The 25,479-nt window shown below is 43.1% G+C and carries 16 protein-coding genes and 2 pseudogenes; 11 read left to right on the top strand and 7 right to left on the bottom strand.

What is annotated here, in order from left to right:
• Positions 1–71: 71 nt before the first annotated feature.
• The 3 genes from AC6IZ0_RS05855 to AC6IZ0_RS05865 all read left to right on the top strand — a co-directional run bounded on the left by AC6IZ0_RS05855 (position 72) and on the right by AC6IZ0_RS05865 (position 2,113).
• Positions 72–1,379 (top strand): nucleoside recognition domain-containing protein, encoded by a 1,308-nt coding sequence (locus AC6IZ0_RS05855; RefSeq protein WP_497725411.1) that lies wholly within the window; start codon positions 72–74, stop codon positions 1,377–1,379.
• A gap of 20 nt (positions 1,380–1,399) precedes the next feature.
• Positions 1,400–1,687: a hypothetical protein gene (locus AC6IZ0_RS05860; protein ID WP_497726007.1), complete on the top strand. Its 288-nt coding sequence runs from the start codon at positions 1,400–1,402 to the stop codon at positions 1,685–1,687.
• A gap of 108 nt (positions 1,688–1,795) precedes the next feature.
• Positions 1,796–2,113 (top strand): hypothetical protein, encoded by a 318-nt coding sequence (locus AC6IZ0_RS05865; protein ID WP_497725412.1) that lies wholly within the window; start codon positions 1,796–1,798, stop codon positions 2,111–2,113.
• On the opposite strand, the gene AC6IZ0_RS05870 is transcribed toward AC6IZ0_RS05865, so the two are convergent.
• Together AC6IZ0_RS05870 and AC6IZ0_RS05875 are read right to left on the bottom strand one after the other, a co-directional pair.
• Positions 2,033–3,583: an AAA family ATPase gene (locus AC6IZ0_RS05870; protein ID WP_497725413.1), complete on the bottom strand. Its 1,551-nt coding sequence runs from the start codon at positions 3,581–3,583 to the stop codon at positions 2,033–2,035. The genes AC6IZ0_RS05865 and AC6IZ0_RS05870 overlap by 81 nt on opposite strands.
• An 87-nt stretch (positions 3,584–3,670) precedes the next feature.
• Entirely contained in the window at positions 3,671–5,221 is a 1,551-nt protein-coding gene (locus tag AC6IZ0_RS05875; RefSeq protein ID WP_497725414.1) for an AAA family ATPase, read from the bottom strand.
• Positions 5,222–6,111: 890 nt separating this feature from the next.
• Between AC6IZ0_RS05875 and AC6IZ0_RS05880 the strand changes: the two genes are divergently transcribed.
• Positions 6,112–8,844, top strand: coding sequence for a beta strand repeat-containing protein (locus AC6IZ0_RS05880; protein ID WP_497725415.1), 2,733 nt, complete (start codon positions 6,112–6,114; stop codon positions 8,842–8,844).
• 385 nt (positions 8,845–9,229) lie between these two features.
• Here AC6IZ0_RS05880 and AC6IZ0_RS05885 read toward each other — a convergent pair.
• Positions 9,230–10,779, bottom strand: a pseudogene (locus AC6IZ0_RS05885) (ATP-binding protein).
• 592 nt (positions 10,780–11,371) lie between these two features.
• Here AC6IZ0_RS05885 and AC6IZ0_RS05890 point away from each other — a divergent pair.
• The gene (locus AC6IZ0_RS05890; RefSeq protein WP_497725416.1) at positions 11,372–14,113 is read left to right on the top strand and encodes a Calx-beta domain-containing protein; all 2,742 of its coding nucleotides are present in this window, start codon (positions 11,372–11,374) and stop codon (positions 14,111–14,113) included.
• A 334-nt stretch (positions 14,114–14,447) separates the two neighbouring features.
• On the opposite strand, the gene AC6IZ0_RS05895 is transcribed toward AC6IZ0_RS05890, so the two are convergent.
• Complete coding sequence (locus AC6IZ0_RS05895; RefSeq protein ID WP_497725417.1) at positions 14,448–15,998, bottom strand: AAA family ATPase; 1,551 nt, start codon at positions 15,996–15,998, stop codon at positions 14,448–14,450.
• Positions 15,999–16,197: 199 nt separating this feature from the next.
• Between AC6IZ0_RS05895 and ilvA the strand changes: the two are divergent.
• Positions 16,198–17,708, top strand: a pseudogene (ilvA, locus tag AC6IZ0_RS05900) (threonine ammonia-lyase, biosynthetic).
• 30 nt (positions 17,709–17,738) lie between these two features.
• Here the strand turns inward: ilvA and AC6IZ0_RS05905 are convergent.
• Entirely contained in the window at positions 17,739–18,512 is a 774-nt protein-coding gene (locus AC6IZ0_RS05905; RefSeq protein WP_497725418.1) for an N-acetylmuramoyl-L-alanine amidase, read from the bottom strand.
• A 478-nt stretch (positions 18,513–18,990) separates the two neighbouring features.
• Here AC6IZ0_RS05905 and AC6IZ0_RS05910 point away from each other — a divergent pair, with 478 nt between their 5' ends.
• A complete protein-coding gene (locus AC6IZ0_RS05910; RefSeq protein ID WP_497725419.1) occupies positions 18,991–19,971 on the top strand; it encodes an aldo/keto reductase in 981 nt (326 codons plus the stop codon).
• Positions 19,972–20,041: 70 nt separating this feature from the next.
• On the opposite strand, the gene AC6IZ0_RS05915 is transcribed toward AC6IZ0_RS05910, so the two are convergent.
• On the bottom strand, positions 20,042–20,245 hold the full coding sequence (locus tag AC6IZ0_RS05915) for a hypothetical protein (protein ID WP_200988967.1): 204 nt from the start codon (positions 20,243–20,245) through the stop codon (positions 20,042–20,044).
• Positions 20,246–20,339: 94 nt separating this feature from the next.
• Between AC6IZ0_RS05915 and mnmE the strand changes: the two genes are divergently transcribed.
• The 4 genes from mnmE to AC6IZ0_RS05935 all read left to right on the top strand — a co-directional run bounded on the left by mnmE (position 20,340) and on the right by AC6IZ0_RS05935 (position 23,998).
• Positions 20,340–21,731, top strand: coding sequence for a tRNA uridine-5-carboxymethylaminomethyl(34) synthesis GTPase MnmE (gene mnmE, locus AC6IZ0_RS05920; RefSeq protein WP_497725420.1), 1,392 nt, complete (start codon positions 20,340–20,342; stop codon positions 21,729–21,731).
• Positions 21,732–21,866: 135 nt separating this feature from the next.
• Positions 21,867–22,637 carry an SDR family NAD(P)-dependent oxidoreductase gene (locus tag AC6IZ0_RS05925; protein WP_497725421.1) on the top strand — a complete coding sequence of 257 codons (771 nt, stop codon included), beginning with the start codon at positions 21,867–21,869 and terminating at the stop codon, positions 22,635–22,637.
• 29 nt (positions 22,638–22,666) lie between these two features.
• Positions 22,667–22,999, top strand: a complete 333-nt coding sequence (locus tag AC6IZ0_RS05930; RefSeq protein ID WP_497725423.1) for a hypothetical protein — start codon at positions 22,667–22,669, stop codon at positions 22,997–22,999.
• Between the two features lie 63 nt (positions 23,000–23,062).
• Positions 23,063–23,998 (top strand): lysophospholipid acyltransferase family protein, encoded by a 936-nt coding sequence (locus AC6IZ0_RS05935; protein ID WP_497725424.1) that lies wholly within the window; start codon positions 23,063–23,065, stop codon positions 23,996–23,998.
• A 12-nt stretch (positions 23,999–24,010) separates the two neighbouring features.
• Here the strand turns inward: AC6IZ0_RS05935 and AC6IZ0_RS05940 are convergent, their stop codons facing one another.
• Complete coding sequence (locus AC6IZ0_RS05940; RefSeq protein WP_497725425.1) at positions 24,011–25,387, bottom strand: hypothetical protein; 1,377 nt, start codon at positions 25,385–25,387, stop codon at positions 24,011–24,013.
• Positions 25,388–25,479: the final 92 nt, after the last annotated feature.

Genomic DNA, 25,479 nt, shown 5'->3' on the forward strand with positions numbered 1-25,479 from the left:
CTTGCAGCAGTGCTGGTGCGATCCCCTATGATATCCAGAATAACCGTTTCATGTAATAAAAGTCTATATAGATGAAAAAATCATCATCCCCACTCAATGTCATTTGGCTGTTTCTGATTGTTTCCGCCACAGTAGTAGCAGCTTATAAGGGCAAAATGGCTGCTTTAACGGAAGCCTCCTTCACCGCAGCTGAAAGCGCAGTCACCCTAGCCATTGGACTAATTGGAGCCATGGCCCTGTGGTTAGGAATTATGAAAGTTGCCGAAAGCGCAGGAATGATGCGATTTATAGCCCGGTTGATTCGTCCGGTCATGAGCCGACTGTTTCCCGAAATTCCCGCCAACCACCCCGCTATGTCTGCAATGGTGATGAATATGGCTGCTGATGCCCTGGGACTAGGAAACGCCGCCACCCCCATGGGTTTAAAAGCCATGGCCGAACTAAATAAACTCAATCCTAGTCCCGGAACGGCTACACCTGCGATGTGTTTGTTTTTAGCTATTAACACCTCCTCAGTCACACTGTTACCCCTGGGTGTAATTACTGTCCGTGCCAGTGCAGGGGCTACCAATCCCGCCGCCATTCTGCTGCCATCCATTATTGCTACTATTATTTCTACAGCAGTGGCTATTATTGCTAGTAAAATTTTAGCCAGGCGCTCTCTGCTGACTTCTGTAGAATCTCCATTAGAAGTTACAGAGGATCAAGGGGAAACTACATTAGATGAAACTGCCAAAACCGAATTAATTCCTCCGGGGTTGATAGGTAATATTGTTTTCGGTGGGCTAATTGTAGCGTTTTTGGCGGTTGTATTTTATCGTCTCTCTCTACGGGGATTACCTTATATATTTACTATGGTTTTTCTCAGTAACCTTTCTAACTGGCTCATACCTATTTTAATTTGCCTGTTTCTTTTATTTGGTTATTTCCGTGGTGTCAAGGTTTACGAGGTTCTCACCGAAGGGGCAAAAGAAGGATTTGAAATTGCTATTCGGATTATTCCGTTTTTAGTGGCGATTTTTGTAGCTATTGGGATGTTTCGTGCTAGTGGCGCTCTGGATATCCTCACAGCCATAGTTTCTCCCCTTACCTCACTCATCACCCTTCCCCCTGAAGCTTTACCCATGGCATTAATTCGCCCTCTTTCCGGTAGTGGTTCCTTTGGGTTGATGTCGGAAATTGTCAAAAATGACCCGGACAGTTTTCTGTCTTTTCTGGTTTCTACTATGCAAGGTTCCACGGAAACTACCTTTTATGTTATGGCAGTGTATTTTGGTAGTATTGGCATTGTTCGCACCAGCTATACACTTCCGGCGGCGCTGTGTGCTGATGCAGCGGGAATGCTGGCATCTTTGGCAATCTGTCGCATAATGTTTTAACGTAGATGTATTCTCAGCCAATGAATATCTTTAAAACCATTGTTACGATCATCAAAGTGATATCGACAATTTTTATCTCCGCTGCCATTGGCTGGGAATTGTGTAATATTTATATAGTCACACCCAGCAGCCTGAATTTTATTTTTTGGCTGGAACGTTTTGCCATTAGCGCCCATTTAATTGAGGCGGTGATTGGGGGTTTTTATGCCCGGAGAAAACAAGAAACACCTATCAAATATGGGATTTATACGTTTTTTGTGGGTACGGTTGCTTTGATGGAATTGTTTGCTCCAGAGGAAAACAGTTGACTGTTGACTGTTGACTGTTGACCAGGGTTTAAGAGATCCGACAATCGGGAGTCAGGGGTTAGAAACCCCTGTCTGATAGCTAAAGTCGGATAAATCCGACTGGAATAGATGACTAGGCTATCCCCTCAAGATAATCAAATACATGATCTTGCTTGTCACACAGATCCCCGACTTCTGGACAAGTTATATGAGATTATCTTTAATTATCTAAGAAGTCGGGTATCTTACTCACCCGCGATCTGCTTGCAGCAGCGCTTCGCTATCGCTATCTTTTCTGGGTGGTTGACTGTTGATGGTCATACCTCTTCCCGGTCAACAGTCAACAGTCAACAAATCCAAAAATACCTACCCCCTAATTACTGTAATATTTCTGCCTTGGGGACTCTGGGTTATTTCGGTGGTGGTGCGATCGCTGATGGGCGGTAAATCAGGGCGACGGTCAAATATTACTAACCATCCTGTATCTAAATTTAATCCTGATAAATATTTATCCAACTGTATCAATCCTTGGGGTAAGGGGTCAGGTTTACCCTGTTTCCATACCTTTAATTCCATCCCTAAGACCACATCCCCATACCTTAAACATATATCCATCCTCCCAGAGCCAATGGCGTATTCCCGCTCTAAGCTCCCACCACCATTGACGACACGGTGTAAAAATGCCATTAATACTAAGTGGGGGGCTATTTCTGGGTAAGGGGTACTTTTAAATAATGGCTCTCCATGTTGTCGCCAAAAGTCTAAGAATAAGTCTAATAATTTTTCTGGGATTAATTCACCACTGGTACTCAACCATTCAGGTTCAATCACCCCTAAGGACATAATGGGGGTATAGGCTAAAACTTTAGGTAAAACTTCTCTATATATGGGGTTGGCAATTTCTAAACCTCTGATGGGATGATAGCGACACAATCCTAAATCTAGGAGAAAACGAATATCATCATTAGGTACATCTGGTAATTCTTCCCCAGCTAACATGGGTTGAATAATCGCCTTAACTCTATCTTCCCGCAGTCGCTCGGCGAGACTATCTAGATGGGTGTCTTGCCTTTGAATTAAGATATCTTTAGCTTGATTGATTAAATCTACTGTGATGGGAATATTCACATCTTCTGCTAAATACTCTGTAACTTCCTTAGCTAAAGCATTAACTAACCAAGGTTGACCTTGAGTTAAATCGTAGGCGTGGTTAATAGCTTGGGGGGTAAATATTTGCCCTGTGGCTGTGGTGTGTTGTTCATATAGACTTTTTACCTCTTCTAAGGTGAAATTACTTAAAGTTAGAGAGCGCACCTTGATATTAAAGGGGCTAGATGTGTTTAATCTATCACTACCGCCAGAGGCTACCTTATAATCACGTACATCCCGCATCCCAATTAACGCTACACATTGGGGGAAACCTTGGGGGCGACGGGGAAAACCATCCCTTAATTCCCTTAAGACATTAATTAAAGTTTGATTTTGCAGAGAGTCAATTTCATCAATAAACACTACTACGGGGCGCACAGAAGTTTCTGCCCAAGATTTGAGGAAAGAGCCAATACGTTGAGGTGGATTACCATTAGTTAAAAAAGGTGGTTGTAATTCTGTTGGTAGCCAAAAGTCAATAGCATCTTGCCAAGCATCTAAAATTCTTCTTTCTGCTACCTCTGGCTGATCGGGAAAAGCAGAGCCTACCTCTGCGGATACCATGACGGCGGTGTACTTACCACTGGCTGTTAATTCCTGTGCTAGGGTGAGCATGGCGGTGGTTTTACCGGTTTGTCTGGGTGCATGGATAACAAAGTAATTGCGCTGCTCAATTAGTCCTTTTAATTGGGGTAACCGTTCACTGGTGGATAGGGTGTAGTGTATATCCAGTTGACAAGGGCCAGCAGTGTTAAACCATTTAGTCATAAAAGTTTAGGTATAGCTTGATTTGATTATAACTCCTATGATTGTTAACTGTTGACTGTTGACGGTTGACTGGGATAGATGACTAGGCTATCCCCTAATTACTGTAATATTTCTCCCCTGGGGACTCAGGACTATTTCCGTGGTAGTGCGATCGCTGATGGGCGGTAAATCAGGGCGACGGTCAAATATTACTAACCATCCTGTATTTAGATTGAGTCCTGATAAATACTTATCTAATTGTATCAATCCTTGCTGTAAGGGGTCGGGTTTACCCTGCTTCCATACCTTTAATTCCATCCCTAAGACTACATCCCCATACTTTAAACATATATCCATCCTCCCAGAGCCTATGGCGTATTCCCGCTCTAAGCTCCCACCACCATTGACGACACGGTGTAAAAATGCCATTAATACTAAGTGAGGAGCAATTTCTGGGTAAGGAGTGCTTTTAAATAATGGCTCTCCGTGTTGTCGCCAAAAGTCTAAAAAAGTTTCTAACAGAATTTGGGGGTTTAATTCCCCTGTCGGTGTTAACCAACTAGGTTGAATCATCGGTAAACTATCTTGAGTACCCTGGGCTAACACCTTGGGGATTACCTCTTGATAAATGGGGTTAGCTACCTTTAACCCACCCTCTTTACTGCGAATCACTAAACCTAAATCTAGCAGATAACGGCGATCGTCTTCCGGTGTGTTGGGTAATTCTTCCCCAGATAAAATAGGTTCAATAATTGCTTTTACCCTATCTTCCCGCAGTCGCTCTGCTAAACTATCTAGATGGGTGTCTTGTCTTTGAATTAAGATATCTTTAGCTTGATTGATTAAATCTACTGTGATGGGAATATTCACATCTTCTGCTAAATACTCTGTAACTTCCTTAGCTAAAGCATTAACTAACCAAGGTTGACCCTGGGTTAAATCGTAGGCGTGGTTAATAGCTTGGTGGGTAAATATTTGCCCTGTGGCTGTGGTGTGTTGTTCATACAGACTTTTTACCTCTTCTAAGGTGAAATTACTTAAAGTCAGAGAGCGCACCTTGATATTAAAAGGGCTAGAGGTATTTAACCTATCACTACCGCCAGAGGCTACCTTATAATCACGTACATCCCGCATCCCAATTAACGCTACACATTGGGGGAAACCTTGGGGGCGACGGGGAAAACCATCCCTTAATTGCCTTAAGACAGTAATTAAAGTTTGATTTTGCAGGGAGTCAATTTCATCAATAAACACCACTACGGGGCGCACAGAAGTTTCCGCCCAAGATTTGAGGAAAGAGCCAATACGTTGAGGTGGATTACCATTAGTTAAAAAAGGTGGTTGTAATTCTGTTGGTAGCCAAAAGTCAATAGCATCTTGCCAAGCATCTAAAATTCTTCTTTCTGCTACTTCTGGCTGATCGGGAAAAGCAGAGCCTACCTCTGCGGATACCATGACGGCGGTGTACTTACCACTGGCTGTTAATTCCTGTGCTAGGGTGAGCATGGCAGTGGTTTTACCGGTTTGTCTGGGTGCATGGATAACAAAGTAATTGCGCTGCTCAATCAGTCCTTTTAATTGGGGTAACCGTTCACTGGTGGATAGGGTGTAGTGTATATCCAGTTGACAAGGGCCAGCAGTGTTAAACCATTTAGTCATAAAAGTTTAGGTATAGCTTGATTTGATTATAACTCCTATGATTGTTAACTGTTGAGGGTTAACGGGTCGGGGTTTAAGAGCTACGACCACCGGGAGCCAGGGGTTAGAAACCCCTGTCTAATAGCTAAAGTCGGATAAATCCGACTGGGTGTTAAATATAACATTATAATTAGGGTTAACAATCATTGCTTAGAGTATGATATATAACCTACCAGTCTACTTTTAGTGGACTTTCGCTATCAGACGCTTAATTTATTCCCCGGTTAATGGCTGTTGACTGTTGACTGTTAACTGTTGATGGGTCAGGGTTTAAGAGCTACGACCACGGGGAGCCAGGGGTTAGAAACCCCTGTCTAATAGCTAAAGTCGGATAAATCCGACTGGGTGTTAAATATAACATTATAATTAGGGTTAACAATCATTGCTTAGAGTATGATATATAACCTACCAGTCTACTTTTAGTGGACTTTCGCTATCAGACGCTTAATTTATTCCCCGGTTAATGGCTGTTGACTGTTGACGGTTGACGGTAGAGTATTCTAGATAACCCACTAGTCCACTTTCAGTGGACTTTAGCTATCAGACAGGGGTTTTTAACCCCTGGCTAATGACTTTAGCTATCAGACTCTTAATTTATGCCCTGGCTTCCTCAAAAATCTATCTTTAGATGGATGACAAAGTTAGCTAAATCTTATATTTTGGCTTTGGATATATCAAAAAATACATTCATTTATTATTAATGTCAGATTGGTTATGGTATTATCAAATTCACCTATATAAATTACTCTAACAAGTTACGTATTTTAAGTTAAAATCTCAGTTTTTTGGTTTTCAACGGCGATCATCGCTTATAGGTAAGGTTTTTGCAGGTATTAAGTGAGGAGAAATTTATGATTATTGAATGGACAAAGCTATTGGGAACTACCAGCGGGGACATAGCCCATGCCCTAACCACCGGGGTGGATGGCTCTATCTATGTTGCTGGTTATACCGAAGGTAACCTAGATGGGCAAACCAATAGTGGGGCTGGGGATGCCTTTATCGCTAAGTACCAACCCGATGGCACTAGGTCATGGACAAAGCTATTGGGAACTACCAGCGGGGACATAGCCAATGCCCTAACCACAGGGTTGGACGGCTCTATCTACGTTGCTGGTTATACCAATGGCAACCTAGATGGGCGGACTAACAGTGGTAGAGAGGATGCCTTTATCACTAAGTACAACCCTAATGGCACTAAGGCATGGACAAGGCTCTTGGGAAGTCCTAGCCAGGACATAGCCAATGCCCTAACCACAGGGGTGGATGGCTCTATCTTCGTTGCTGGTTCTACCAGTGGCAATCTAGATGGGCAAGGTAACAATGGGGGTGGGGATGCCTTTATTACTAAGTACAACCCTGATGGCACTAAGGCATGGACAAGGCTTTTGGGAAATGTTTTTTTCAACGAAGCCCATGCCCTGAGCACAGGGGTGGATGGCTCTATCTATGTTGCTGGTATTACCGATGGTGACCTAGATGGGCAAATTAATAGTGGGGGTAAGGATGCCTTTATCACTAAGTACAACCCGGATGGCACTAAGGAATGGACAAGGCTGTTGGGAACTGGTAGCACGGAAATAGCCAATGCTCTGACCATAGGACTTGATGGCGCTATCTATGTGGCTGGTTTTACCCGTGGCGACCTAGATGGGCAAATTAATAGTGGAAATGGCGATGCCTTTATCGCTAAGTACAACACTGATGGTACTAAGGAATGGACAAGGCTGTTGGGGACTGGCACTTCGGATGAGGCCTATGCCCTAAGAACGGGGGCTGATGGTTTTATCTATATTTCTGGCCATACTAGTGGCGACCTAAGTGGGCAACCTAACAATGGGGGTGTGGATGCCTTTATCGCTAAGTATAAACCCGATGGTACTAAGGAGTGGACAAAGCTATTGGGAACTAGTAGTAATGAATCTGCCAGTGCCGTGACCACGGGGGTGAATGGCTCTATCTTTATTGCTGGTTCTACCTTTGGCGACCTAAATGGGGAAACTCATAGTGGGAATGGTGATGCTTTTATCACTAAGCTGATAGATGAGGAAATTAACCCTACTTTATCCATAGCCCCTACCAACGCCATACAATCAGAAGGGAACACAGGTACTACACCCTTCACCTTCACAGTTACCCGCACAGGAAATACAGGTACAAGTAGTGCTAACTGGGCTGTAACAGGTACAGGAACCAACCCCGCCAACGCCGCCGACTTTGGCGGAACCCTCCCCACGGGTACAGTCACCTTTGCAGCGGGGGAAACATCCCAAGTAATTACGGTGAATGTACAAGGTGATACAGTAGTAGAACCAGACGAAACCTTTACCGTTACCTTATCCAACCCCAGTAACGCCACTATTACCACAGGTACTGCTACCGGGACAATCCTCAATGATGATGCGAGCCTAGACATCGCCCCCACCAACGCCATCAGGTTAGAAGGTAACACCGGAACTACCCCCTTGACCTTCACAGTTACCCGCACAGGAAATACCACAGGTATCAGCACAGTTAACTGGGCGGTAACAGGTACAGAATTCAACCCCGCCAACGCCGCCGACTTTGGGGGAAATCTTCCCACGGGTACTGTCACCTTTGCAGCGGGGGAAACATCTCAAGAAATTACAGTCAATGTCAGTGGTGATACCGTAGCAGAACCAAATGAAACCTTTACCGTTAGCCTATCTAACCCCAGTAACGCTACTATTACCACTGCTACTGCTGCGGGGACAATTCTCGATGATGATTTAACAAATCCCCCTCAACTGGTGATTAATCCTGAAAGCAACAAGGTTACACCAGGAAGGGGAGATATCACCTTAAACTATCGTGTTGATAACTTTAACGATTCTCAGATATCTTTTGCAGGATTTTCAATTTACTTTGATAATTCTGAACTGAATATTAACTCTGAGGATGTTAATCTGTCTAGTTCTGTGGGGACTATAGTTAGCAAAACCATCATTGATGACACAGCAGATGCTGATAATGACCCTAACACTGATAAGGAATTGATTCTGACTATTAGCCCTCTTGAGTCTACTAACAGTGATAGCGTCTTTGTGAATATTCCCTTTACCACCACATCTGGTTTTGATGGGGAAAGTAGAGTTAACTTTGCTGCTAGCAGTGGTAACCCTGGTGTGGATGTATTAGGAGTACCTTCGGTCACAGTCAGTGGACTGGCCGCCGATATTGACGGTAACGGTAGGGTCACAGGTGCTGATTTATTGTTTATTAGCCAATATCTGCTGTTACGGAATAATCCGAATGTGGATGCGATTTTACAAAGTTCTTTTAATCTGTTTAGCACTGAAACCGTGGGAGCCACAAATACCACCGGTGCAGCTTTGAGGAATGCGATTACTAATGGGGTGAACAGATTAGCCTTTGACGTTGATAGTAATGGTCAAGTCACAGGGGGGGATATTTTCTTAATTAACCAAGGGTTGTTACTTAAGAATAACCCTAATGTGGATGCGATTTTACAAACTTCCTTTAATCTATTTACCAGTGAACTCACAGGACCGAGAAACACAGGAGCCGAAATTAATGCTTTTATCTCTGAGTTGCTGGGGTAAATAAGCTACCACAACCGGGATCCAGGGGTTAGAAACCCCTGTCTAATAGCTAAAGTCGGATGAATCCGACTGGTTGCTGACTGTTGATTGTTGACTGTTGAGGGGTCAGGGTTTAAGAGCTACGACCACGGGGAGCCAGGGGTTAGAAACCCCTGTCTAATAGCTAAAGTCGGATAAATCCGACTGGGTGTTAAATATAACTTTATAAATAGGGTTAACAATCATTGCCTAGAGTATTATATCTAACCTACCAGTCCACTTTTAGTGGACTTTTGCTATTAGACGCTTAATTTATTCCCCGGCTAATGGCTGTTGATGGTCACACCTCTTCCCAGTCAACAGTCAACAGTCAACCGTCAACAGTCAACCGTCAACAAATCCAAACCTACCCCCGAATGACTGTAATATTTCTGCCTTGGGGACTCAGGGCTATTTCGGTGGTGGTGCGATCGCTGATGGGCGGTAAATCAGGGCGACGGTCAAATATTACTAACCATCCTGTATTTAGATTGAGTCCTGATAAATACTTATCTAATTGTATCAATCCTTGCTGTAAGGGGTCGGGTTTACCCTGTTTCCATACCTTTAATTCCATCCCTAAGACCACATCCCCATACCTTAAACATATATCCATCCTCCCGGAGCCAATGGCGTATTCCCGCTCTAAGCTCCCACCACCATTAACCACCCGGTGTAAAAATGCCATTAATACTAAGTGGGGGGCTATTTCTGGGTAAGGGGTACTTTTAAATAATGGTTCCCCGTGTTGTCGCCAAAAGTCTAAAAAGGTTTCTAACAGAATTTGGGGGTTTAATTCCCCTGTGGGTGTTAACCAACTAGGTTGAATCATCGGTAAACTATCTTGAGTACCCTGGGTCACACCTTGGGGATGACCTCTTGATAAATGGGGTTAGCTACCTTTAACCCACCTTCTTTACTGCGAATTACTAAACCTAAATCTAACAGATAACGGCGATCGTCTTCCGGTGTGTTGGGTAATTCTTCCCCAGATAAAATAGGTTCAATAATTGCTTTTACCCTATCTTCCCGCAGTCGCTCGGCTAAACTATCTAAATGGGTGTCTTGTCTTTGAATTAAGATATCTTTAGCTTGATTGATTAAATCTACTGTGATGGGAATATTCACATCTTCTGCTAAATACTCTGTGACTTCCTTAGCTAAAGCATTGACTAACCAAGGTTGACCCTGGGTTAAATCATAGGCGTGGTTAATGGCTTCGGGGGTAAGGATTTGCCCTGTGGCTGTGGTATGTTGTGCGTATAGACTTTTTACCTCTTCTAAAGTGAAATTACTCAAAGTTAGAGAGCGCACCTTGATATTAAATGGGCTAGAGGTATTTAACCTATCACTACCGCCAGAGGCTACCTTATAATCACGTACATCCCGCATCCCGATTAAGGCTACACATTGGGGGAAACCTTGGGGACGATTGGGATAACCATCGCGAATTTGTCGTAATATAGCAATTAAGGTTTCATTAGCTAAAGCATCGATTTCATCAATAAACACCACTAAAGGAGGGGATGAAATCTTTGCCCATGATTCTAATGCTGCTCCAATCCGTCGCCCTACAGGAGCATCAGGCCATTTAGGGGGTTGTAATTCATTGGGTAGCCTGTAACTAATAGCGCCCCGCCAAGCGTCTAAAATGGCTAATTCGGCAATATCTGGTTTATCTGGAAAAGCCGCCCCCACCTCTACAGATACCATGACGGCGGTGTACTTACCACTGGCTGTTAATTCCTGTGCTAGGGTGAGCATGGCAGTAGTTTTACCGGTTTGTCTGGGTGCATGGATGACAAAGTAATTGCGCTGCGCAATCAGGCGTTTTAACTCTGGTAACCGTTCGGTGGTAGGTAGGGTATAGTGTATATCCGGTTGACAAGGGCCAGCGGTGTTAAACCATTTAGTCATAAAAGTTTAAGTATAGGTTGATTTGATTATAACTCCTATGATTGTTAACGGTTGAGGGTTAACGGGTCAGGGTTTAAGAGCTACGACCACGGGGAGCCAGGGGTTAGAAACCCCTGTCTAATAGCTAAAGTCGGATAAATCCGACTGAGTGTTAAATATAACATTATAATTATGGTTAACAATCATTGCTTAGAGTATGATATATAACCTACCAGTTTTTAGTGGACTTTCGCTATCAGACGCTTAATTTATTCCCCGGTTAATGGCTGTTGACTGTTGACGGTTGACGGTAGAGTATTCTAGATAACCCACTAGTCCACTTTCAGTGGACTTTAGCTATCAGACAGGGGTTTTTAACCCCTGGCTAATGACTTTAGCTATCAGACTCTTAATTTATGCCCTGGCTTCCTCAAAAATCTATCTTTAGATGGATGACAAACTTATTTAAATCTGATAATTTGATGTTTAATGTAAAAAAAAACACATACTTAACAATTTACGTATTTTAAGTTAAAATCTCAGTTTTTTGGTTTTCAACGGCGATCATCGCCTAAAGGTAAGGTTTTTGCAGGTATTAAGTGAGGAGAAATTTATGATTATTGAATGGACAAAGCTATTGGGAACTACCAGCGGGGACATAGCCAATGCCCTAACCACCGGGGTGGATGGCTCTATCTATGTTGCTGGTTATACCGAAGGTAACCTAGATGGGCAAACCAATAGTGGGGCTGGGGATGCCTTTATCGCTAAGTACCAACCCGATGGCACTAGGTCATGGACAAAGCTATTGGGAACTACCAGCGGGGACATAGCCCATGCCCTAACCACCGGGGTGGATGGCTCTATCTATGTTGCTGGTTATACCGAAGGTAACCTAAATGGGCAAACCAATAGTGGGGCTGGGGATGCCTTTATCGCTAAGTACAACCCGGATGGCACTAGGGAATGGACAAAGCTATTGGGAACTACCCAGCAGGACGGAGCCAATGCCTTGACTACGGGACCTGATGGCTCTATCTATGTTACTGGTATTAGTGATGGAAATTGGAAGAGTGGTGATAGTATTTACGCGGGTCCGTTTGTCAATAAGCACAACACTGATGGTACTGAGATATGGAGAATACAGTTTTCATCTAGTAATAGAAGCACGCAAGAAATAGCCCATGCTCTGACCACAGGACTTGATGGCTCTATCTATGTGGCTGGTATTACCGGAGGCAACCTAGGTGGGCAAGTTAATAGTGGGGGTGGTGATGCCTTTATCACTAAGTACAACACTGATGGTAATAGGGTATGGACAAGGCTATTGGGAACTACCAGTGGGGAAATAGCCCATGCCCTGACTACAGGACTTGATGGCTCTATCTATGTGGCTGGTATTACCGGAGGCGACCTAGATGGGCAAATTAATAGTGGGAATGGGGATGTTTTTGTCGCTAAGTATAACACTGATGGTACTAGGATATGGACAAGGCTTTTAGGAACTGGTAGCGGTAACCAAGCCAAAGCCCTGGTCACAGGACTTGATGGCTCTATCTATGTCGCCGGTTCTACCGGAGGTAACCTAGATGGGCAAACTAATAATAACAGTGTCGATGCCTTTATCGCTAAGTATAACACTGATGGTACTTGGTTGTGGACAAAGCAGTTAGGAAGTGATAGCGGTAACCAAGCCAATGCCCTGACCATAGGTGTTGATGGTTATATTTATGTAGCTGGTTCTACCTTTGGCGACCTAAATGGGGAAACTAATAGTGGGAATGGTGATGCTTTTATCACTAAGCTGATAGTTGAGGAAACTAACCCTACTTTATCCATAGCCGCCACTAATGCAGTACAATCAGAAGGGAACACAGGTACTACCCCCTTCACCTTCACAGTGACCCGCATAGGGGACACTAATGTTACCAGCACTGCTAACTGGACGGTGACATATACAGGAACCAACCCCCCTAACGCCGCCGACTTTGGCGGAACTCTCCCCACAGGTAGAGTCACCTTTGCTGCAGGGGAAACATCTCAAGAAATTACAGTCAATGTCAGTGGTGATAGGGTAGTAGAACCGGACGAAACCTTTACCGTTACCCTATCTAACCCCAGCAACGCCACTATTACCACGGGTACTGCTACCGGGACAATCCTCAATGATGATGCGAACCTAGACATCACCCCCACCAACGCCATCAGGTTAGAAGGGAACACCGGAACTACCCCCTTGACCTTCACAGTTACCCGCACAGGAAATACCACAGGTATCAGCACAGTTAACTGGGCCGTAACAGGTACAGAATTCAACCCCGCCAACGCCGCCGACTTTGGGGGAAATCTTCCCACGGGTACTGTCACCTTTGCAGCGGGGGAAACATCTCAAGAAATTACAGTCAATGTCAGTGGTGATACCGTAGCAGAACCAAATGAAACCTTTACCGTTAGCCTATCTAACCCCAGTAACGCTACTATTACCACTGCTACTGCTGCGGGGACAATTCTCGATGATGATTTAACAAATCCCCCTCAACTGGTGATTAATCCTGAAAGCAACAAGGTTACACCAGGAAGGGGAGATATCACCTTAAACTATCGTGTTGATAACTTTAACGATTCTCAGATATCTTTTGCAGGATTTTCAATTTACTTTGATAATTCTGAACTGAATATTAACTCTGAGGATGTTAATCTGTCTAGTTCTGTGGGGACTATAGTTAGCAAAACCATCATTGATGACACAGCAGATGCTGATAATGACCCTAACACTGATAAGGAATTGATTCTGACTATTAGCCCTCTTGAGTCTACTAACAGTGATAGCGTCTTTGTGAATATTCCCTTTACCACCACAGCTGGTTTTAATGGGGAAACTAAAGTTAACTTTGCTGCTAGCAGTGGTAACCCTGGTGTGGATGTCTTAGGAGTACCTTCGGTCACAGTCAGTGGACTGGCCGCCGATATTGACGGTAACGGTAGGGTCACAGGTGCTGATTTATTGTTTATTAGCCAATATCTGCTGTTACGGAATAATCCGAATGTGGATGCGATTTTACAAAGTTCTTTTAATCTGTTTAGCACTGAAACCGTGGGAGCTACAAATACCACCGGTGCTGCTTTGAGGAATGCGATTACTAATGGGGTGAACAGATTAGCCTTTGACGTTGATGGTAATGAGCAAGTCACAGGGGGGGATATTTTCTTAATTAACCAAGGGTTGTTACTTAAGAATAACCCTAATGTGGATGCGATTTTACAAACTTCCTTTAATCTATTTACCAGTGAACTCACAGGACCGAGAAACACAGGAGCGGAGATTAATGCTTTTATCTCTGAGTTGCTGGGGTAAATAAGTGGCTGTTCATGGTTGACGGTTGACGGTTGACGGTTGACGGTTGACGGGTCGGGGTTTAAGAGCTACGACCACGGGGAGCCAGGGGTTAGAAACCCCTGTCTAATAGCTAAAGTCGGATAAATCCGACTGGGTGTTAAATATAACTTTATAAATAGGGTTAACAATCATTGCCTAGAGTATTATATCTAACCTACCAGTCCACTTTTAGTGGACTTTTGCTATTAGACGCTTAATTTATTCCCCGGCTAATGGCTGTTGATGGTCACACCTCTTCCCAGTCAACAGTCAACAGTCAACCGTCAACAGTCAACCGTCAACAAATCCAAACCTACCCCCGAATGACTGTAATATTTCTGCCTTGGGGACTCTGGGTTATTTCGGTGGTGGTGCGATCGCTGATGGGCGGTAAATCAGGGCGGCGGTCAAATATTACTAACCATCCTGTATTTAGATTGAGTCCTGATAAATACTTATCTAATTGTATCAATCCTTTGGGTAAGGGGTCGGGTTTACCCTGTTTCCATACCTTTAATTCCATCCCTAAGACCACATCCCCATACCTTAAACATATATCCATCCTCCCAGAGCCAATGGCGTATTCCCGCTCTAAGCTCCCACCACCATTGACGACACGGTGTAAAAATGCCATTAATACTAAGTGGGGGGCTATTTCTGGGTAAGGGGTACTTTTAAATAATGGCTCTCCGTGTTGTCGCCAAAAGTCTAGAAATGACTCTAACAATGCTATTGCATCGAGTTTACCAGTAGGTGTTAACCAGGTGGGTTTAACAGATGTTAAGGAAGCAATTGTGACATTGGCTAAAGTTTTAGGAAAAACTTCTCTGTAAATAGGATTAGCAATTTCAATTCCACCACCTCTATCCCGGTTACATAAACCTAAATCTAGGACATAGCGTAAATCATCATCAGGAACATTGCCTAACTCGTCACCGGCTAACATGGGTTGAATAATTGCTTTTACCCTATCTTCTCGCAGTCGCTCGGCGAGACTATCTAAATGGGTGTCTTGCCTTTGAATTAAGATATCTTTAGCTTGATTGATTAAATCTACAGTGATGGGAATATTTACATCTTCTGCTAAATACTCTGTAACTTGACGGGCGATCGCATTAACTAACCAAGGTTGACCCTGGGTTAAATAGTAGGCGTGGTGAATGGCTGCGGGGGTAAAGATTTGCCCGGTGGCTGCGGTGTGTTGTTCATATAGATTCTTTACATCTTCTAAGGTAAAATTACTTAAGGTTATAGATTCTACCTTGATATTAAAGGGGCTAGAGGTATTTAACCTATCACTACCACCAGAGGCTACCTTATAATCACGTACATCCCGCATCCCGATTAAGGCTACACATTGGGGGAAACCTTGGGGGCGATTGGGATAACCATCACGAATTTGTCGTAATATAGCAATTAAGGTTTCATTAGCTAAAGCATCGATTTCATCAATAAACACCACTAAAGGAAGGGATGAAACCTTTGCCCATGATTCTAATGCTGCTCCAATTCGTCGCCCTACAGCAGCATCAGGCCATTTAGGGGGTTGTAATTCATCCGGTAGCCTGTAACTAATAGCACCCCGCCAAGCGTCTAAAATGGCTAATTCGGCAATATCTGGTTTATCTGGAAAAGCCGCCCCCACCTCTACAGATACCATGACGGCGGTGTACTTACCACTGGCTGTTAATTCCTGTGCTAGGGTGAGCATGGCAGTAGTTTTACCGGTTTGTCTGGGTGCATGGATGACAAAGTAATTGCGCTGCGCAATCAGGCGTTTTAACTCTGGTAAGCGTTCACTGGTGGGTAGGGTATAGTGTATATCTGGTTGACAAGGGCCTGCGGTGTTAAACCATTTAGTCATAAAAGTTTAAGTATAGGTTGATTTGATTATAACTGTGATGACGGTTGACTGTTGACGGTTGACGGTTGACTGGGATAGATGACTAGGCTATCCGCTTCATAGAGAATTGGTATTAAACCTCAGAGTTTTCTGCAACCTAGGTACACAAGTAAAGGTAAAATTAAGAATCTATCTTGAAATCACCGCATCTATAAGCCCCATGTATTGCGATTACCTGGTACAAATTCTGACTGCTCGTGTGTATGATGTTGCCCAGGAAACCCCCCTGGAATATGCCCCTAATCTCTCAAAACGACTGAATAATAATCTCTTGCTGAAGCGGGAAGATATGCAGTCAGTGTTTTCTTTTAAGCTGCGGGGTGCTTATAACAAGATGGTAAATCTGACACCAGAACGACTGGCTCAAGGTGTAATTGCCGCATCTGCGGGGAATCATGCTCAGGGTGTGGCTTTGGCTGCTAGTCGGTTAGGTGCGCGAGCAATTATTGTCATGCCGGTGACTACTCCCCAAGTTAAAATAGATGCGGTGAAAGCTAGGGGGGAGAGGTGGTATTATATGGTAATACCTATGATGATGCCTACGCTTATGCTCGTGAGTTGGAGGCAGAAAAAGGATTGACTTTTATTCATCCCTTTGATGATCCTGAAGTGATTGCTGGACAGGGAACAATTGGGATGGAGATTTTACGGCAATACCAGCAACCCATCCATGCAATTTTTGTGGCTATTGGTGGCGGTGGTTTGATTTCGGGAATTGCAGCTTATGTTAAACGATTGCGTCCGGAAATTAAAATCATCGGTGTTGAACCTGTGGATGCTGACGCTATGTCACAATCGCTGAAGGCGGGACATCGTGTACGTTTACCCCAGGTGGGTTTATTTGCTGACGGGGTGGCGGTACGAGAAGTGGGTGCAGAAACCTTTCGTTTATGTCAGAATTATGTAGATGAAGTTATTTTAGTAGATACAGATGATACCTGTGCGGCAATTAAAGATGTGTTTGAAGATACACGTTCAATTTTAGAGCCGGCGGGTGCATTAGCGATCGCCGCTGCTAAAGCCTACGCTGAACGAGAACAAATTCAGGGAAAAACCTTGATTGCTGTAGCTTGCGGTGCTAATATGAACTTTGACCGTCTGCGGTTTGTGGCGGAACGCGCCGAATTTGGCGAACGTCGTGAGGCTATTTTTGCAGTAGCTATTCCCGAAGAACAGGGTAGTCTGCGGAAGTTTTGTCAATGTATAGGCGATCGCAATCTGACTGAATTTAATTATCGCATAGCCGACGAAAAAGAAGCCCATATTTTTGTCGGTGTACAAATCCAAAACCGTGCTGATGCAGTCAAAATGGTAGAAACCTTTGAAACTTATGGTTTTAAAACCATTGACTTAACCGATGATGAACTGACAAAATTACACCTGCGCCACATGGTGGGTGGACATTCTCCCCTAGCTCATAATGAATTACTCTACCGGTTTGAATTCCCCGAACGTCCCGGCGCTTTAATGAAGTTTGTCGGTTCTATGAGTCCTAACTGGAATATTAGTATGTTCCACTACCGTAACAATGGGGCAGATTACGGGCGAATTGTGGTAGGAATGCAAGTACCTCCCCAGGAAATGCAGGAATGGCAAGCATTTTTAGATACCCTTGGTTATCGTTATTGGGATGAAAGCCAGAATCTGGCGTATAAACTGTTTTTGGGGTAGCTCTATTTCTACCCCAAATATAAGACAATTTTAGGCTTTTAATTCCGCGTGTTCTTCAAAGATAAAATGTTCATCCCGTCCCTTGATACTGTCGTCTGGCCATTTCACCCAATAATGTCTTTCTTCCAAACGAGCATCTAAAAAGGGATATTCCCCCGGAACAATATTTTCTAAAGTTTCTGGGAGTAAGTCTGAGGATTGATCTGTAGAAGGTTTGAGGATGGTTGACTGTTTAATGATTAACGTACCAGGTAAACTGGTATCCTCTGGGGGAGGTGGAGGAGCATCTTTACCGACTAAGCCAACTTTGATCGCTTCGGCCATTTTTTGGGCATCAAACAGATCCATATCGGCTTTGGAATCAATAAAGCAACATTCTACCAGAATCGCCGGCATGGAAGTATTCTTGATGACAAAAAATGCGGGCTTGCTTTTAACTCCTCTGTCCTTAAATCCTAGTTTGACAATTTCATTGAGCACTCTGCGAGCAATAGCTTGGGAAGCATTGCTAATGGCGAAAACTTCTGAACCTCTGGGAGCATTTGTAGGAGAAAACGCGTTGAAATGTATAGACACAAAGATGTCTACTTGATTGGCGTTAGCTTTATTAACTCGTTGACGAAGAGAATCAGGTGATGAGGTGGCGGTGCTAGGAGTGCAATTGATCACACTGTGACCTAATGCAGTTAATTTTTGCATCAGGCGAGTGCCTACATCTTTAGTTAGGACATCCTCTCTTTTTATACCTACTGCACCAGTATCACGGGGAGGACAGTTGTGTCCTATGTCAATTCCAAATTTCATACGGGGATTTCTTTAAAGGCTAATCAATCACGGTTTATTGACACTCTCCGGGCTGAATCCCCGGAGATTCTTGGTTCAACCAGTGCACTTAGACTAGACACCTTGCGGTACTTAACCCAGAGGTGGTTCTCTCCTAAGCGCGTTAACTTTCCGAGTGCTCCTCGGTAGTTGGATTACTCCAAAAATTTGTTTGACTTAAATTCGCTTGTAGGCTTACTAGTATATGTAAATTTTTATCATACATATATTTTGAAGCCGGCCTTATATTTATAGCCATTAAGATGACTTATGTCATCTATCTAAAGATAGATATTAGATAAATATTTTTCGTATCTAGGGTTACTATTTGATAGGGTAGGGTGGGGTAAACCATAAAAAACTCAGTACACAGGTAACACAGGATAATCAATCGATCGCCTTTTCGGTGTTCTCCTCCATAATGAATTGTGATAACCATAGAGGTATAGAAACAGTCAATATGCACAGCAGCGAAAAACTATCTCTCCCCCTGATGGGTTGCGGTACTTGGGCATGGGGTAATCAACTACTCTGGGGATATAATCAAAGCATGGATGCACAGTTACAAGCTGTGTTTAACCTGTGTGTGAGCAGTGGTGTAACTTTGTTTGATACAGGTGATTCCTACGGAACTGGAAGATTAAACGGACGCAGTGAGTCACTCCTGGGACGATTTACCAAAGAATATCAAGGTGCAAATCAAGATCATATCTGCATTGCGACCAAGTTGGCGGCTTATCCTTGGAGATGGACAGCTCAATCAATGGTCAAAGCTTGTCAGTCATCGGCTCAACGCTTGGGTAAAAATGTTGATTTAGTGCAGATGCACTGGTCTACAGCTAATTATGCACCTTGGCAAGAATCAGGTTTGTTAGATGGTTTAGCTGATTTATACGCACAAGGATTAGTTAAGGGGGTGGGCTTATCTAATTATGGACCGAGACGTTTACAATTTGTACATCAAAAATTTGCCGCCCGGGGCGTTCCCATTAAGACTTTACAAGTCCAGTATTCTCTACTATCTACCTATCCGGTGACTGAATTAGGTCTCAAAGATGTTTGTGATCAATTGGGGATTAAATTAATCGCCTATAGTCCTTTAGCATTGGGGATATTAACTGGAAAATATACAGAAACTGGGAATTTACCCCCTGGTATCCGGGGTTTATTATTCAGACAACTATTACCAGGAGTGCGATCGCTGGTGGAATGTTTGCGGGAAGTGGCAAAATCTAGAAATAAAACTATGTCTCAAGTAGCAATTAACTGGTGTATTTGTAAGGGAACCATTCCCATCCCCGGTGCGAAAAGTGTGGAACAAGCACGGGAGAATATTGGTGCTTTAGGATGGCGGTTAGACTCTGGCGAAATTACCGCATTAGATCAAGCTGCAGCCAGTACAGATAAAAAAATGGTACAAAATATATTTCAAACGCGGTAAAAATACTGGTAGAGACGCAGGTAATCACATCTCTACCCACAGGCTTAATTTTGGAATCTATGATTTACCTTCAGCTATCGCTATCAGGAAAAACCCATTGAGGTGGTTCCATGATTTTCTTGCGCAGGCGTTCTTCTGCGATCGCCAGCATTTGGTCTAAGGAAGTTTCTTGAATAAATTTGCTTGTGGCTTCTCTAAATTCGATATTGGGGCAATTATCCCCTAAAACGCAGCCATTAACGCAGGCTTCGGCACAATTGATTTTTTGTTCCATAGTGAATTCCTCTCTAGTGAAAATATATGATCTCAAACTCTTGCTACTCTAAGAGCATATATATATATACAATTTTTTGCTAAAAAGGGCGCTCATGTCAGAACTCCTAGCTATTACTGGAACCATCGCCGCCATCGCTACGGCTGTGGTTCCCCAACAAGGTAGCGTTAATATTGTACGGGTATCTGGTTCCCAAGCAATGGCGATCGCTCAAACCCTATTTTACGCTCCTGGGGGTCAGGTTTGGGAAAGTCACCGCATCCTTTACGGTTATATCCGTCATCCCCAGACCCAACAATTGGTAGATGAAGCTTTATTATTAATCATGGCAGCACCCCGTTCTTATACTCGTGAGGATGTGGTAGAATTCCATTGTCATGGTGGTATGATTACAGTGCAGCAAGTCTTACAACTGTGTTTAGAACAGGGTGCTAGACTGGCTCACCCAGGAGAATTTACTCTCCGGGCTTTTTTAAATGGACGACTAGATTTAACCCAAGCCGAAAGTATAGCTGATTTAGTGGGAGCGCGATCGCCCCAAGCTGCTCAAACTGCTTTAGCTGGTTTACAGGGAAAATTGGCTCATCCCATCCGACAGTTACGCGCTGACTGTTTAGATATTCTGGCAGAAATTGAAGCCAGGATTGACTTTGAGGAAGACCTACCCCCCCTGGATGATAAAGGCATCATATCACAGATTAATCAAATTGCTGCCGAAATTAGTAAATTATTAGCCACTAAAGATCAAGGTGAACTGCTGCGAACAGGTTTAAAAGTGGCGATTGTGGGACGACCAAATGTCGGTAAGTCCAGCTTATTAAATGCTTGGAGTCAGAGCGATCGCGCTATTGTCACTGATTTACCAGGTACTACCAGGGATGTAGTGGAGTCCCAGCTAGTGGTGGGGGGGATACCTGTACAAGTCCTGGATACAGCTGGAATTAGGGAAACCGTAGACCAAGTAGAAAAAATTGGCGTAGAGCGATCGCGTCGTGCTGCTAGTGCTGCTGATTTGGTATTATTCACCATTGATGCTGCTGCGGGATGGACAGAGGATGACGAGGAAATTTACCAACAAGTAAAAGACCGTCCCTTGATTTTAGTGGTTAATAAAATTGACTTACTAGAAACTACATTTAGTGTATCTAGTAAATATCCTGTTCATCTTGAGGAAATTGTTACCACAGCAGCGGCTAAAAATCAAGGAATTGATGCTTTAGAAACAGCGATTTTAAAGATAGTTCAAACCGGAAAAATACAAGCTGCTAATTTAGATTTAGCCATCAACCAACGACAAGCCGCAGCTTTAACTAAAGCCAAAATATCTTTAGAACAAGTGCAAATGACAATAGCTGCACAATTACCCCTGGATTTCTGGACAATCGACTTACGAGGTGCAATTCAAGCATTAGGAGAAATTACCGGAGAGCAAGTTACAGAATCTGTATTGGATAGAATTTTTAGTAAATTCTGTATTGGTAAGTAAATCTTATGGTGTGGGTAGATTACCCCCTTTTACCCTACAGATTTAATCCCAGATAATCCTGAGAAAGTTACCAACGATAAACACAGATGGGGTAAAATAGGTTATATTAATCCTCTATTAATCAAGATGAAATAAATGGCTTTTGGAAATTATCTTAATGCTGCTAATGCCTTAATTGTTGGTGCTAGTCAGGGGATAGGTTTGGGTTTTGTGAAAAATTTATTGCAAGATAGTAGAATTAAAAAAATTTATGCAACCTATCGTCAAAGAGAAACAGCAGGGGAATTAATCGCTTTACAAAACCAATATGCTGATAAATTAACTTGTTTATCCATGGATATTACCCAAGAGTCCCAAATTGTCGCAGTTATCCAACACATCAAAGCCAAAGTCAACCGGTTACACTTAGTAATTAACTGTGTCGGAATATTACACGACGACACCTTACAACCTGAAAAAAGTTTAAGACAAATTAATTCAGAAAATTTACTGCGCTACTTCCAAGTTAATAGTATTGGTTCTATTCTATTGGCTAAACACCTCTTACCCTTATTCCGCCATCCTGAACCCAGCGTTTTTGCGAGTATTTCTGCTAAATTAGCTAGTATTGGCGACAACCAACTGGGTGGTTGGTATGGTTATCGTGCTTCTAAAACCGCACTGAATATGTTTATGCGGACAGCAGCAATTGAGTATGGGAGAAGTTCCCCTAAAACGCTATTAGTTACTTTACATCCTGGGACAACAGATACAAGTCTATCCCGTCCATTTCAAACAAATGTCACCAAAGACAAGTTATTCTCTGTAGAACGTACGGTTAAGCAACTCTTACAGGTGATTTCACAACTGGAAGAAGGTCACAGCGGTCAATTTTTCTCTTGGGATGGAAGTAGGTTACCTTGGTAGCTGAAATTAACTGACGCTGAGGAAAACCCATGAAATTTTTTATTCCCGCTGCTAATGACCATACCAGAGCGGAAGATGTTTATCACAAGATTGCTCAATTCGCCCAAGCTCCAATTACTCAAAAGCGGATTTGGAAGTTAAGCTGGATTGAGAACGGTGTCAAGATGGAATCTGAGGTGGGTAGACCTTTACCATTTCCATATCTCACCGGTCAAGAGCTAGTTTTAGCTATTTTTGATTGTGAAAACCTGTATAAAATTTGTACTCTCACTCATGGAGCAGTGAAGGGAACACCTGTGTTAGTGGTAAAAAACTCCCAATGCTCAGTAGTCTATTTTTCCCCTGATATCAATAGTAATTAAATCGGGAGGTTAACTTTTATTTGAACATCAAGAATTATGATTAACTCATGAGTTCCAAGAGGTTTGATTAAAATTTCTACTAACAAGTATTTTGTGCAAGACTCAGCTGATTTAACCCCCGCAACGATTGAGCGGGTAAAAGAAGGTGTAGCTGCTGCCAGCGATCGCGCTGTACGGGATATAATCAAAGAAGTTCTTCAGGGTCTGGAAGTTATTAGTCAAGGACATCCAGAAACTAAAATTCATCCCCTGGTGCGTCGTTGGGTATTGCGAACTTTCATCCATACTTTGTTTCGCGTACGGGTGGAAAACCTGGAGAGAATACCGGAAAAACCAGCTATCCTCGCAGCGAACCATCTCCACCATATCGACCCCTTACTACTGCTCGGGGAACTCCCCACCCATCCCCACTACTACGTTCTGGGTGATGCTCGGACTCTTTATAACAAGTTGTGGAAGCGTTTTATATTGGGCTTTGTGGGTGGTGTGATTCCTTTAGAACGTATCTGGAAAGAAGAAGTCGCAGTCATAGAAGCGAACAAGCACCAACGACAAGACCTTCTAGAACTCGCTCAAGCAATTGAGGAGAATGTACCCACCGGGGAGGATATCCCCACCCTGCGAAAAATCAACCGCATAGTCCAGGGTTTGTTATCCCGTGGTAACGGACTAGTTGTATTTCCCGAAGGACGCTTAGGAAGCACAGAGGGTCAGTTACATCCTCTGAAGCGAGGAACAGTAATTTACGCTTTGCGGGCTGGTGTACCTATAGTACCAGTGGTAATAATTGGTACACAAGACCTGTATTTAGGCAAAAAGTTAACTGTACGCTTCGGGGAACCATTATATTTTGACCCAACTTCCAGAATCAAGCGTCAGGAAGTAGATTCAGCATTAGAGACCTTACAAAACGCTTTACTGAGTCTGTTACCCACTGACTATGTAGAACCAAAAGGAATTAAGATTTTGCGTCATTTTCTCAATCATATGTTCTGGTAGTTCAGGAGAAGATCACTTCCCACGCCATAAGTTTTGTAACCACTGCAAAACTTTCACAATGATTTCCTCAATCCATAGTATAATTTTATCTAGCCACTGTAGCAGTTGCTCTAAAGGGTGCTTATCATACCCCATAAAAGTTGCGGGAACTTCTATCCAGTCTGGCGCAAATTCCAGGTTATGGTACTTATTCTCAGTTGTAGCTGGGGAATTAACCCCTGGAGAGGTTTTTACATACCTTTGCAACCAAGGAGATTTGGTCTGGATCTGACTATCAGACCCACTTGGGGATATGACTGTCGGATCATGACTAAACAAATCATGGAAATCTAACCAGGAATCTCCGACTAAATCTTCTGAATCAGGGTATTTTGCCAGAATTTTTTCCGGTGATTTTTCCAGTTTTCTATGTTTATTTCCCCCAAAAAAGTAATTAATTGCAGCTGCAATTAAATCCCTAATATTCAGTTTATTAGTTTCTAAACTATCAGCATTGACTGCTATATCCTCTGGTTTGCCATAAATCAATATTTTTAGCTCCGTTTGAGCAATTGCGATCATCTCTTGACTGCGCTTTTGTATAGGTAACAAAGCCTTGGTTTCCCATTTAGCCACAGATGTATCCAACCAGGAAATTAATTTATTAGTTGGAAATGAATTATTTGGTCTACTTTCCGGCAAAGCTGGTATATTTACTTTACTTATGCCGGTAATTGTTGCTAAAATATATTTAATCTTGCTAATTAATTGACTCTTTGTTTCATTTTCAGGTAACTGCCAAGGTTGTTGAGAATTTTCTAATTCAAAGATTATCCTGGCGGCTAATTTTGCTTGTTGGTTGGGTGTGAGAATATCTAAAATTTTATTCTCAGTAGTAACAAGTACCAAATTACGACTTACCAAGTGTGTAGCAATTCCCTGAATAACCTGATAGGGTGGGGTGGTTATCCTCCTACTACCATTCCCTAGCCATATGTTACGTTCATTTATAGGTAACGCCACCCTATCGCCATCAGAAAATTTTATGGGTGGGGTAGGGAGATAACGCCCAAGTTTTGACCGCAAAAACCGGAAAAATCTCACAGGTGCAGATTCAGAGTCAGAAGGTAAACTTCTGACTGCTTCTAGCACTCGTTGAATGGGTGCGTCAGATTTAGGCTCTTGCGGTTGTAACTTCAGTCTGGGTGGTGATTTAGCCTCTAAAGTTTTATTTGCTAATTCTGTGGGATGAAATAATTGGTAGAGGGGGTAAAGCAATATTTCCAGACTCCACTTACTTGCAACTTGCAAATGTCGGAAGGTGTGATCCCACTTTTGTGTCAACCGCCGAGTTTGCAGGTGGACAAAATTTAGTAGTCTACTTTGATAACGACCCAGAGAACCAGACATAATAAATAATGGTGATTTGCTTTTTTTGAGTCTTGTTGAGTGGTGAGACTCCCCCCCCAAGAATAATATATGTAGTTAACCTGATTTTATCG

The sequence above is a fragment of the Anabaenopsis sp. NIES-4685 genome (assembly GCF_059725405.1).